Origin of the sequence: Prevotella sp. HMSC073D09 (assembly GCF_001814145.1) — a bacterium.
Taxonomy (GTDB): Bacteria; Bacteroidota; Bacteroidia; order Bacteroidales; family Bacteroidaceae; genus Prevotella; species Prevotella conceptionensis.
In genome coordinates this window covers 1-12424 of sequence record NZ_KV815095.1, presented here as the reverse complement: position 1 = coordinate 12424, position 12424 = coordinate 1, and the positions used below count along the sequence as shown (strand labels likewise).

General features: G+C 47.5%; 7 protein-coding genes. 4 read left to right on the top strand and 3 right to left on the bottom strand.

Annotated features, from left to right (window positions below):
• The 3 genes from HMPREF2955_RS16235 to HMPREF2955_RS08010 form a co-directional block, all read right to left on the bottom strand.
• Window positions 1-305: hypothetical protein (locus HMPREF2955_RS16235; RefSeq protein ID WP_168166876.1), on the bottom strand; the 305-nt coding region annotated here is incomplete at its 3' end.
• Between the two features lie 60 nt (window positions 306-365).
• Window positions 366-6680 carry a polymorphic toxin type 23 domain-containing protein gene (locus tag HMPREF2955_RS08015; protein ID WP_070722499.1) on the bottom strand — a complete coding sequence of 2105 codons (6315 nt, stop codon included), beginning with the start codon at window positions 6678-6680 and terminating at the stop codon, window positions 366-368.
• Between the two features lie 76 nt (window positions 6681-6756).
• Window positions 6757-7179, bottom strand: a complete 423-nt coding sequence (locus tag HMPREF2955_RS08010; protein WP_070722497.1) for a T9SS type A sorting domain-containing protein — start codon at window positions 7177-7179, stop codon at window positions 6757-6759.
• A 466-nt stretch (window positions 7180-7645) separates the two neighbouring features.
• On the opposite strand from HMPREF2955_RS08010, the gene HMPREF2955_RS08005 reads away from it, so the two are divergent.
• From HMPREF2955_RS08005 to HMPREF2955_RS07990, 4 genes are all read left to right on the top strand, one after another.
• The gene (locus HMPREF2955_RS08005) at window positions 7646-8131 is read left to right on the top strand and encodes a T9SS type A sorting domain-containing protein (protein WP_070722494.1); all 486 of its coding nucleotides are present in this window, start codon (window positions 7646-7648) and stop codon (window positions 8129-8131) included.
• The gene (locus HMPREF2955_RS08000) at window positions 8128-9048 is read left to right on the top strand and encodes a calycin-like domain-containing protein (protein WP_070722491.1); all 921 of its coding nucleotides are present in this window, start codon (window positions 8128-8130) and stop codon (window positions 9046-9048) included. The genes HMPREF2955_RS08005 and HMPREF2955_RS08000 overlap by 4 nt, the downstream gene beginning before the upstream one ends.
• Before the next feature lie 174 nt (window positions 9049-9222).
• Window positions 9223-10017, top strand: a complete 795-nt coding sequence (locus HMPREF2955_RS07995; protein WP_070722490.1) for an HmuY family protein — start codon at window positions 9223-9225, stop codon at window positions 10015-10017.
• 405 nt (window positions 10018-10422) lie between these two features.
• The gene (locus tag HMPREF2955_RS07990) at window positions 10423-12378 is read left to right on the top strand and encodes a TonB-dependent receptor plug domain-containing protein (protein WP_070722488.1); all 1956 of its coding nucleotides are present in this window, start codon (window positions 10423-10425) and stop codon (window positions 12376-12378) included.
• Window positions 12379-12424 lie beyond the last annotated feature (46 nt).

Here is a 12424-nt window from a genome sequence, read left to right as displayed (position 1 = left end):
TTTTCTGAACTTATAATTTCTTGCATCAAATCTGCATCTTGTTTTTTCTGCTCGTAAAGTGAGTCTCTATTTTTAAAAACGATACTGCCAAACGTCCCATCAGAATAAAGAATAAACGGCTCGAATGTTCCCACCCTCTTATGGGTCACGACGTAGTATCCATTAATGTTCACTTTTTTAGCAATTCCAGTGTTAATGTTAGGGCGAAAGCGACCCACCTGCATCGAACGCTCATAGGCATTAGGAAAGGGCGACCAACATGAGCATAGCACCAGAAATCCAAAGGAAAATAATAATATCTTCATACAAATTATTTTATTGCCTTTTGGAGATTGCAACACAATCTCCAAAAGGCAGGTTTCACACTACCAAAGACTTAATGGCGAATTATGCCCGAAAGAAGAATACAAGCCTCTGTAGAACTCCTTACCTGGTATAAAGTAAGGAGTTGGTACAAGATAACGATGAACAAGATTTTGTGTGAGACTCTGTACAATCCTCGCACTTACCCCAAATCGATAGATTTGGCTTCCCGACTTGATTCCAACCCAAAAAGGTGCTGAATAGACTTTCCCGTTAGGCCAACCACCACCAACTTTTTGTTCTCTACCATTAACATGGATGACTCTTTCAGGATTAGCACCAAGATACGGGTCGACAATATTAGGATCATATCCATAGATACCCGATTCTTCCTTACCGTCATTTGTCGTCACATACGTGCCTACACTGAAATCTCCGATGGTGAGTTCCGCAGCACTAGTACGCCAGCGATCATGGCCAGACTGTCCAAACATGTCGTTATACAGTCGGAAAGAAACGTCGCCAGGCGCGAGTAAAGTTATTGCACCTACGATTTGTTTGCCTAACACATTGCCTCTTACGGTTTGTTCGCCATAATAGGTTTTGCCAAAGCCTGCACCCCAACCGCCATAAGAAGCTTCTGCGTTCCAGCCAACATAATTGTTGGTTATACCGCCGCTAACACTTGCACTAAAATCTCCATCCGTGTAGGAAAGCGAGGCAAGCATGCCCGCCGTCAGACCGCCTTCCGTCCAACTAAACGAAGGAGAGAAAGCAAGGCCCAAATGGTCATTCAAGGGAACATTGCCTGATGGGAATGCCTTGTTTACAATGCCATTCAAACAAATGCTGCCAACTTGCCTCCATGTGGCAGAGGTGATGCTGCCCGTTGCTAGTCCTGCTGTATTAAAACCTAACCATGATGCTCCCGCTGTGATAAGCCCACTTTTTATGGAACTCCACCCCCAGTTGTGAGAGCTGATGGCATTGCCAAGGTAACCAACAACAAAACCAGCACCTGCAACAATAAGGTCGTCTATGCCAAACCATTCTCCGCTCGGGTCGGTATACTTCAACGGATTGTTAAGGCAATAGCTGTAACGATTAAAGTTTTGGCTATTGAACGGCATCTGCACATAGTTGTCGGGACTGAAGAAACGGCCGATAACAGGATCGTACAGGCGACCGTTCATGTTGATTATGTCATACTCGTTGAGCATCTCATGACCTGTGTAGCCCCGATAAAGCCCGATGTCGTTTTGCGTAATGGTTTGTTTACCCCACGCATCGTAAGAAGCATCGAACACTTTCCGTCCTTCTTCATCGAACACAGAGAGTATGCTGCCAAGGTTATCGGTAAAGGCAAGATAAGGCTTGAACAAACCATCCCTTATCACAATTACGTTGCCATCGAGGTAATAATATCCGCGTGTATCACCATTCTCGTAAACTTCTTCGTAATCGCCTGCATAGATGGTGGAACGCACAAGATTACCATCGCGATATTGTGCAGAACACCATCTTTCTTGATCTGGCCCATAGAAGAAGTGTGTTGATAAGCCTTTAACAGAATCAGTAATCATATCAACTTTGCCATACTCATTATAAGTTGTGGTAAGCGGGTCGCTAGGAATCGCCGCAATTGGATTGTCCACCTCGGTAACGGCATGCGGCCTTATATTTGCATCATAATTATAATTGCCCACATCTGTTTTAAATAGCACATTACCATTAGGGGCGTAATCTATTTTCATCATTCCGCCTTGGCTTGGCTTATACGAAATCAGACGGTCAAGGTTGTCGTAACCGAATTCTTCCTTGGAACTGTTGTTTCTGCGGCGAGACAACAAATTGCCTGTTGCCTTGTCATATTCCGAAGTAAAATCTTCAAGCGTTGAATTGCCGTTCGTTAATTTCAGATTAGTTTCAAAACCATCTTTGTCTCGTACACTTGTAGAAACTAACTTGCCCAAGAACGAGAAGCGGTTTACAAGCCCATCATAGTCCTCCTGTTTATAAACGATGTCACCATTTACCTCAACTTGATCCTTAAACCCGTTGAGATCATACTGGTAGTTCACCTCTAAATTACCAGGATATATAACCTGAGACAGTTGGTTTTTGTCGTTATATGCATACTCAAACTTGTATGCCTTTTCGTGTCCCCTAATGTCCCGTTTCTCAGAAACCATTCGGCCGAGCTTATCGTATTGATACTGAACAGAACAACGATCGTTAATTCTGCTTAGCACAAGTGGACTGCCGTTGACGTACGCACCATAGTTGGTTACCAACAGCTGTTTTCCAATGCAGGTGAGGAAGGGGCGTCCCAGCTCATCAAACTGGTAAGTGGTCTTTGTCCCCTTGCCATCTGTTTGAGCAAGCAGCGTTCCGTCTGCAGCATAGGTATAGGTAGAAGTCCCTGCATCGGGGTCGGCAAGCGAGGTTTGGTTGCCGGCCGCATCGTAGGTCATACATACGGTAGAGCCGTGTGCTGTCACACTGGCAGGTTTGCCTACAGAAGCATATTTGTAGGTGACGATGCCCGACGGGTCTTCCACCTTAACCACATTGCCCCACGCATCAAAAGTCTTCGTTACGCTCTGGCCTGTCTCAGCAATCGTAGAGGTTACAGTACGGTTGCCGTAAGTGTATGTGGTGGTTTTACCCGAGCTCAGCACTTCTTTCACAAGTCGTCCACGACCATCGTAAGTGAGAACTTGTTTCGTTGTAAGTTTGCCAGTAGTCTTTTCAATCTTTGAAACCAGTCCATTAGTATTGTAGGTTGTCTTGTTATTGATATCTACACCTTTCGGCCCAACCGACTTTTTGCTGAGTTCACGTCCCTTCTGGTCATAGCATGTCAGCACTGTCGGTGCACCGTCAGAAACCACCTCGATATCGTATTGTTCCGTTGAGAATGGGGATGTCCATCTGCGTTCAACCTTTGTCTTTGTCCCATCCGCTGCCACGACCTGTGTTTCCTGTCCCCATCCATCGTAAGTGTGCGTTGTGGTGAGTGGTTCTGCGGAGTTTGTTATATCCGTTTGCGTGAGTAGGTTTCCCCATTCATCGTAGGCGAAGGTGTTCACCGAAGTCTCAGGCGTGGTGAACGTCTTAACAACAAGGCGTCCATCGTTGTCATACTCAAAGTGCTTTGTTATAGGTTTCACCCCTTTGCCCGTGGTAACCGTGGTAAGGATGTTGCCTTGTGCGTTGTAGGTGTTGGTGGTTGTCAAAGCCATTTCCGTGCCGTAATTCTCCGTTGTGGAGAGAATGTTGCCATTATCATCATACTTGTACGAGGTTGTTGTGCTAAATGGCGAAGGGTCGTCCTTATGCTTTTGGGTCTTGGTCATGGTTGTGGGCAACCATCGCGCCTGTTTCTTCACATAACCGCCGTACGTCACCCTGCGGTACATGTTGTCGCCATCATTCTCAACCACCTCTTCCACGGGTACGCCTTTCCCATTGTCGTAGGCCGAGCGTGTTATGGTGCGGTTTCCGTCCATGTCCGTTGCCTCTTGCTTGGAAATATAGGCAAAGTAATTACCTTTATCCTGGCCGACGATTGTGGTTGTAGACAAAGTGGTGGCTGCACAACCGCCTTGCTCCACAACAGTCTTCGTTTCTGTGGGTAGCCACCTGGTTTCATCCCACTTGGTTGTCTCGGTAGAAGTCTTGATGCCTAGTGAGGTGTTTGTACTTGTCACCTTGTTGAAACCAAGCATACCTCTCCCCGCGATATGCAATCGCAAATCTTCGTAGCCATATTCGGTGTAGTAGTGCCCCGCACTTCCGTCGTTTGCATACACGTATCGTACAACAGCTATCGGCAGCGCATAGGTGTTAACAGGGTAACGGTTGGCGATGGTGCGCTTATACACAATAGGGTTTGTGGCGTAGGCATACAAGATTCTATGAGAAGTTCCCATTCCGTCTTCCAAATTTGTCACACGTCCTGCATTGGCTTTCTCACCATAGTTGAAGTAAGCGTGTATTGTTCCATTAAATCCGTCGTCTCCGCTGGTTAGCTTACTGCCGTAGTTTGCCAGTTCCATTTGCCCGTCACCGTCGAAGTCGCCAAGGAAAATTTTGTTCTCCAAAGCATCGTCTTCTCTCCCTTTAGATGCGGCGTTGTTGAAAGCGAATCCATCCCCAGTAGAGCGATACCACCGCACTTCGGTAGCGGTGAATTCCGTTTTGAATTTAGGAAATCCTCTGTACCTGTATCTGGCCTTGCACACCATCACGTCTGTTAGTCCATCGCGGTCCATGTCCCATGTCAGGAGCGCGAACTTGTCATCGTCATTCGTAGTGCCCTGATCTGAGAAACCCATGTCTACACCCTTGCCAATGCGGAATGTTCCTCCACCTTCGTTATAGGCCACCCAAAGGTGGTAGTCACCGTCGCCGCAGTTGTACACAAAGTCGATAAGGCCATCTCCGTCGAAATCGCCTTGTTGAATGCGCCATCGGTTGCGCAGGTTTGTTCCTTCGGCTGTCTTTGTTTCAACAAATTTCTCATCCGTGGGTTTTCCACCCACATTGAAGTAAATCTTATAGCCATTGTCGTAAAGGAAAATCAAGTCTTGTAGTCCATCGTTGTTGTAATCGCCCACAAACATCTTCTCAGGGTTTTGTGGTAGCCGTAACTTATAGTCCCGATGATCCAGTTTATCCCCATCCATATATTTTATAATGGTACAAGGGTAATAGCCATCCTTTTGCCTTTGTTCCACACACACCACATCATCCTTTCCGTTGCCGTCTGTGTCGAAAGGAACAAGAAGCGGCACAGCATCTGCGGCCTTCAACCCCATGCCGAATTCTTTCACGTTCCAGGTATTGCCATTTGTAACATCGTTTCCTGAGATGAACTGGAATCTGACGTTATTCCAGTGGCCTTCAACCTTGTCTTGATAAGGTATGAGCAGGTCGTTATAGCCGTCACCGTCGAAGTCCATCACCGATGCCCCACCCATTGTTGTCTTGATGTCGCCCAAGGAAATGTTTGCAGGCAAGGAGAAGACGAGCGGCTTTTCATAAGATACGTTGCCGTTTGGGGAAACCTTACTGCGGCTGACATAAACATAGGTATTGTAATGTGAGTGGGTGGTGCCATAACCCTGCCAATCAATAACCTCTACCGGCGCCACTCTGATGATGTCGCTTACACCGTCGCCGTTGAGGTCGGTGGCAAAGAACCCCTTATCGGATTCTTTCACATACCACCTGTCGTCGTTCGTGCTCACGTCCATCTGGAGAGGAGATGCATCGCCTTTTGGCAAGAAGCTCCAATTCAGCTTCACAGGAGGGTATTTCTCACCCTTGCCGTTCTCTTCGCTTACTTGCACAAGTCGTGTCCATTTGGTTTGGCTACCATCAGAATTGTCGTCGTAGGTAAGCGTATACTTTCGATACGTATGGTTAGCACAGGCCGCGACGATAGAAGACAAACACACATCGAAGTTTCCTCTATCCACATACGCGGCAAAAGGCCTAGCATTCGTCCCTAGTTTCGCATACGAAAATTCGATATTATAAAACTTCTCTTTCCCTGTTTCATCCTTAGGTCCGTAGGAAATGTAAACTGGCCTGACAGTAAGACCGCTGTTGTCGTATGAATAAAATATAAAATTACCATTCTTATCTCGCACAGCACTGACATACCATGCGACACAGCCATGTTTCTTTTGGTCTAGAGAACCGCAAAAGAGCGTTGCATCGGCATCACTCGCATATTCATACTCCAATCCGTCAGCAGTAACCACCTTAAAGCACATCCCACCAACTTGAAATGGATGAAAGCCGTATTGAAAAACCTTCGTAAAAGGATTACCCTCCACCGTATATACCACGCAAGAATCTTCCATCTTACCCGATTGGTATATCAGGCGTTTCCCATCTAAGTAGAGGTTATCGCTTGCGTTGAACTCTACTCCTTGTTGTTTGCCGTCATGAAAGAGGTCCTTATTCCCGCGAGTGATTACCGAGATACCGCTGATGTTCACGCCATACCCAGCCAGACCATACCCCGCAGACTGACTATTGTAGGTTAAGCTTATTTTGGGCGTAAGCGGACCTGCATCAGGAACGTCTATCTTGATGTCGTAAATGGCAGCACCCGAATTGGAAACGTTGAACGAACAAGTAGGTGTGCCAACAACGTACATGTCGTTTGATGGGACTTCATCAGGCGGGATAACCGGCGGTATACGAGAAGAGTCCTCTTGCCCAGGGCATGTACCTCCTCCATGAGGTGGTACGCATTTGTTCAACACAGGTGTTTCGCCGTTGCGTTTCGACACTTCTTGTGCCAAGTTTGCCAAAGGTAAAAATGCTAGGCAAAGCGTTATGAGATAAAAACGTCGCATAGTTAAATTGTTTAGGTGTTGAAAATAAATTCATGTTCAGTTTGTTAAGAGATTTCACGTATGCAGCACGCAAGGCTCATCGCTTCACTATCTTCCAAGCCGAGGTGTTTTCGCCCACCACGGCTTTCACCAGATATACGCCATCAGCACAATGCGTAATGCTGATTTCGTTTGTTCCGACAACTGCTGTCCCACGATAAACCAATGCGCCAGCGGCTGAATACACATAGAGTTCGCAACTACTGCCATTTGGTAGCATAGGGACGTTTACACGGATAATGCCTTGGGCATAGCTATGCGTTACCCCTTCCATGCTTACAGGCATCCGTTCGTTTGCAGATTGGGTTTGCGCCTTAGCTTGTGCAACTTTTGATTTGGGTACTACGGCTTCGCGCGCCACCCTGTTCCCAGCAGCGTCGTAGCTGAACTTAATCTTGTGTTGGGCGGCTACCAACAGCGATGTCGCAAAGGCGACAATAGTAAAAAAAGCCTTTTTCATAATTCTTTCATCGTCCACTTATGGTTAATAAACCCTTCATTGAAGTGAGTGGGCATGCGCTCCAAGGGTTGAGTGCACAAAAAGGTGTGCACGCCATAGTTAGTAAAGTAACAAAGACAATTTGCCACTGAGGCGAATAGCAACTCCCCAATGGTCGGCAGTATCCGCCGCTTCGGCAGCAAATTTACAAAAAAACACAAAACGCGCAAACATTTATCTATATTTTTTTGAATAAACACTAAAAGATAAAATGCGCACAGCTGACTTTTCCCTCTGAAACTCTACCGTAGCTCCCTTCATTGCAAAAACCATCATGCTAAAATTAACGCACAAATATGGTCATCATTATCGAAAACCAGGCATAGAACTGGGTGAAAAATCACAACAAGTGAGTATTGCCGAAAAAAGAAGTTATTGTTACTTTTGCGGCGTTATAACAGATTAGATTTCATAAAATACAAGTACAATGAAAATCAGAACAACCATCAGGGCACTTGTTGTTGCATCTGCCTTGTTCTTCGGTAGTGCGTGGGTCATGGCCGCCAACCACGTTAAAGTGAGCGGCAAGTCGGGTGAGAGCGTGTTCTTCGCACTGGCCGACAAGCCTACGGTGACTTTTACTACCAACAAGTTGGTAATCACGGCAGGCGAACAAACCGTTGAATACCCACTGAACGAGTTCCGTTCATTCGAGTTCGCCGACCCTTCTTCTACGGGCATCAGCACCGCTCCCTCGCCAAACGAGAGCCAAGCCGTGTTCAGTTTCGGCCAATCGGTTCACGGCGAAGGCCTGCAACCAGGCTCGCGCGTGTCGATATTCAATGTTTCGGGGCAGCTAGTTGTATCGGCAACGGTTAACACCGACGGCTCGGTAGACCTACCTTTGAACGGCCAAACGGGCGTTTTCATCGTTAAATCCACATCAAGAACCTTCAAATTCATTCAGAAATGAAATATCTCTTTACACTTGTTTTCACCCTACTGGCGGGCGTAGCCACTACCAAGGCACAAACAGTAACCATCACCAAGACCGACGGTTCTACCGTTACATATAAGGCCAGCGAGATTAAGAACATACAATTTACCAACGAAGAGTCGCAGGTAAAGCCCATCCACACCTTTACAGGCTACATCGTTGTCAACTCGCCCATGTTCATGGACACCTATTATGGCGAGGAAGCCAAGATGGAAGTATTTGCACAAGGTAAGAAATCCATCTGCAAATTCACCGACGCCAAATGGGGAACTGGCACTTTCGAAGTTACACTCAACAATGGCGAAATAAGAGGTTCGGGCAAGATAAGTGTTGCCGACCCACATAAGGCAGGCCAAACCAAGGAATACGAAGCACTCATCTCGGGTCCCATGGCCGCCGTTAACATTTCCATAAAAGGCCTGATGGGCGGAACAACCATTAAATGGAGAAATGGGAAAGCTCCAGAAACCGTAAAATTGGCTGGCACATATCTAGGCGACAACTCCATGACGGTGATGGCCCAAACGTACGTAGCAAAGAACACAGGCTACAGTTTCTGGGTTAACGACGACGGCACATACACGATTATGGTTCTTGGCCAAAAGCTTGAAGGTACGCTTATGGGCGACTTAACCTTAGGTGCGTACACCATCAACAACCTTGTCTACGATAAGAAAACCGAAACGTTCAGCAAAGACTATTCGAATGATGGCTTGAAACTCAAGTTTAAGAAGGGAGCGGAAACGGAATATAAAGAATACCTACTGACCAAGGCCACCATCAAAGCAACCTTTGGCAAAGACGGCAGTCTGAAGGTAGAAAACAATTTCACTGCCGGCCACATGCCGTTCCCGCTCCAAGGCGTGTTCAACGGCAAGATTTACAAAATGTAAAGCCGCCGTACAAGCTTTTATCCCTAGCAAGGCAGTAGAGATTATAAGGGAGAGACACAGCAAACCGCCTTGGGCTTGTGGCGTGTCTTCCCATCCCAATCTTTGTAGTGGGCACGCCTGGACCATTTGCCAGGCGTGCCTCTTAAAAAGTTCACCTCATAGCCTCAAAAACCCATGCACTCCATCATCAAACTGGCCTACAAACTAAGTATGGGTACGCTCATAGCCTTGGTTTCAGCCTGCACAGGACTGTTCGACGGCATCTACGACTCGCCCGACAAAGCTCCGAAAATAAATGCCAACCAGCTGGCAATAGACGCAAGCGATTGGCATAATTGGTATTACATCGACTTCGACTCGCTGCAAATGCTGGCCGAAGCTGGCGATGCAGATGCCTTTCTGCATGCCCGAACCCACTTCACGCCCTACCCCATCCCAACAATTAAAGACGAAACACAGGCAAATAACCAAACAGGCATCTACACTTATTGGTTCGACGTGTTTGGAAAAGGCTTATCACACAACGAGAAAAGAGACTTTAACCCCACTGCCAAACAGCCCGAACCGTCCGCATGGAGCATCGCCATACACCGCGACAACGTGCGAACCAACGGCGGAGCGGTGCTAGAAACCAACTATACATCGATGAGTCAGCTGCCACAAAGCAGCACACAGTTTATGGGAGCAACCTTCAAACCCGACGAATGGACCACCAACGAAGTTTGGGTAGACCAGTCGCAGATGGCCAACAGCCTCATTGGATGTCAAGGCATCCACATCAACCGCGCGCTATCCTCTTGGCTACGCCTCGACATCCCCCCCATGCCGCCTGCTTTCAAGCATAACAATCGCGTGTTTGTGGTGAAACTGAACAACGGAAAGTTTGTGGCCCTGCAACTAGAAAGCTACATCAATCCCACAACCGGCACCAAATGTTATCTCACCATTAATTATAGGTATCCGTATTAGAAGTTGACGAATTGATAGGCGAAGCCATCTTTTCTCCACATTAGGAGTTAAGGAGTTATGGAGTTAAGGAGTTAAGCCAAATGCCTAGGGGGCGGTAGCCACCTTTTCTCCATCAGGAGTTAAGGAGTTAAGAAGTTATGGAGTTAAGCCAAATGCCTAGGTGACGGTAGTCATCTTTTCTCCATTAGGAGTTAAGCCAAATGCCTAGGTGGCGGTAGCCATCTTTTCACCACATAAGGAGTTAAGCCTAAAGAATAGGTGGCGTTAGCCATCTTTTCACCTTTTCACTCTTTCACCCTTTCACCTTTAAAAGCCATCTTTTCACCCTTTCACCTTTTCACTTTTTCACCCTTAAAAGTCACCCTTTCACCCTTTAAAAGTCAACTTCACATCAAAATTACGCTCATGTTCCACCGCACATTCATCTTTTTATCCCTCATCATATCGCACATAACGGCCAACGCAGCACTTCCCGCCGACACACTTAACCGCACCATCAATCTCGAACAGGTGGTGGTTACTGGCACGCGAAGTCCGAAACTGTTGGCAAGCACGCCCGTTCTAACGCGCGTCATCACACGAAAAGACATCGAAAAGACCGATGCCACCAACCTGCGCGACCTACTTCAAACCTCCATGCCTGGCATTGAGTTCTCGTATGCCATGAACCAACAAACCCATTTGAACTTTGCTGGATTTGGCGGACAAAGCTTGCTGATACTCGTTGACGGCGAACGCCTGGCAGGAGAAACGATGGACGACGTTGACTTTACCCGCTTGAGCATGGATAACGTTGAAAGGATAGAGATTGTTCGCGGTGCAGCCTCGGCCCTTTATGGCTCCAACGCCGCAGGTGGCGTTATCAACATCATCACACGCAACGCCACACAGCCTTTTAAACTAAACCTCAATGCGCGTGTTGCACGTCACAACGATTGGCGACAAGGCTTGAACATGCAACTGAAAAAAGGTAAATGGGCCAACACCCTGTCGGTTACTCACACGTCGATAGACAACTACGACGTAACCAACGGCCCTTCGCCCATTTCGCGCGTTGTTGCTACCATCTACGGCGACAATACGTGGAACGCCAACAACCAGTTGTCTTTCAACCCGACATCAGAACTGAAACTAACTGGACGTGCCGGCTACTTTTTCCGCGAAACAACCCGAACGATAGACACGCCCGAACGTTATCGCGACTTTTCTGGCGGATTGCGCGCACTATGGCAACCATCCGACAAGCAACACCTAGAATTCTCCTACTCGTTCGACCAATACGACAAGTCGAACTATCTACAACAGTATCGTCTCGACCTTCGCTCTTACTCGAACGTACAAAATGCCTTCCGCCTGCTCTACACCCTCAACTTACGGCAAGGCGACGTGCTTTCTCTGGGTGCCGACTGGATGCACGATTGGCTGTTAAACCCTAATCTCGAAGGGCGAACGCGCAAACAACGTTCGTGCGACGTCTTTGCACAATACGACCTTAACCTCGGCAAGGCGTGGGAAGTGGTTGGCGCATTACGACTTGACCACTTTTCCGACCACGCCAACACGCGCCTAACGCCCAAAATCAGTCTTCGCCACACGCCCCTACCCCATTTAAACTTGCGCTTGGGCTACGGTATGGGTTTCCGTTCGCCCACACTCAAAGAGAAATATTACAACTTCGACATGGCCGGCATTTGGCTTGTAACGGGCAATGCCAACCTTAAACCCGAAGTTAGCCACAACTTTAACCTCTCGGCCGAATACACGCGCTTGCATTATATCTTCACGTTGAGCGGGCATTATAATCTGGTGAGCGACAAAATAGCCACAGGCGCGCCTTTCTTCGCCAACCCATCAGAGCCTATTCCACATCTTCCCTACATCAATTTGGCGCGATATGCGGTGTTAGGCTTTGAGGCCACAGTGAAAGGAAAGTGGCAAAACGGCATGTCGGCACAGCTTTCGTACTGCTTTACACACGAACGCTTGCCCAAGGATAAGGACGGAAAACAACTGAACAACCAATACCAGCCTGCTCGAAAGCATACCTTCACTGCGCATTGGGACTATTCGCACCGCTTTAACAAGTCCTACCAACTGGCTTTTAACATAGACGGACGTGCGCTTTCGCCCGTAGACAATCTGGAATATGTTGACTATTACGACTTGTCTAAGGGCACAAACACCATTCATTATCCTGCCTACACGCTGTGGAAGGTGTCTGCCGTGCAGCAAATCGGCAACATGTTCACGCTCACCCTATCGGTAGACAACGTGCTAAACTACCGCCCCCAATACCATTACCTTAACTCGCCACTCACCGATGGGGCTAACTTTATGGTGGGAGCAGCAATCAACCTTTAAAGGGAAAAGGTGCTTTTAAAGGTGAAAAGGTGAAAGGGTGAAAAGG

Excerpts from the sequence above, each read along its gene's own strand:
- HMPREF2955_RS07990 (WP_070722488.1), top strand. The coding sequence starts at position 10,423 with ATGTTCCACCGCACATTCATCTTTTTATCCCTCATCATATCGCACATA.
- HMPREF2955_RS07995 (WP_070722490.1), top strand. The coding sequence starts at position 9,223 with ATGCACTCCATCATCAAACTGGCCTACAAACTAAGTATGGGTACGCTC.
- HMPREF2955_RS08000 (WP_070722491.1), top strand. The coding sequence starts at position 8,128 with ATGAAATATCTCTTTACACTTGTTTTCACCCTACTGGCGGGCGTAGCC.
- HMPREF2955_RS08010 (WP_070722497.1), bottom strand. The coding sequence starts at position 7,179 with ATGAAAAAGGCTTTTTTTACTATTGTCGCCTTTGCGACATCGCTGTTG.
- HMPREF2955_RS08005 (WP_070722494.1), top strand. The coding sequence starts at position 7,646 with ATGAAAATCAGAACAACCATCAGGGCACTTGTTGTTGCATCTGCCTTG.
- HMPREF2955_RS08015 (WP_070722499.1), bottom strand. The coding sequence starts at position 6,680 with ATGCGACGTTTTTATCTCATAACGCTTTGCCTAGCATTTTTACCTTTG.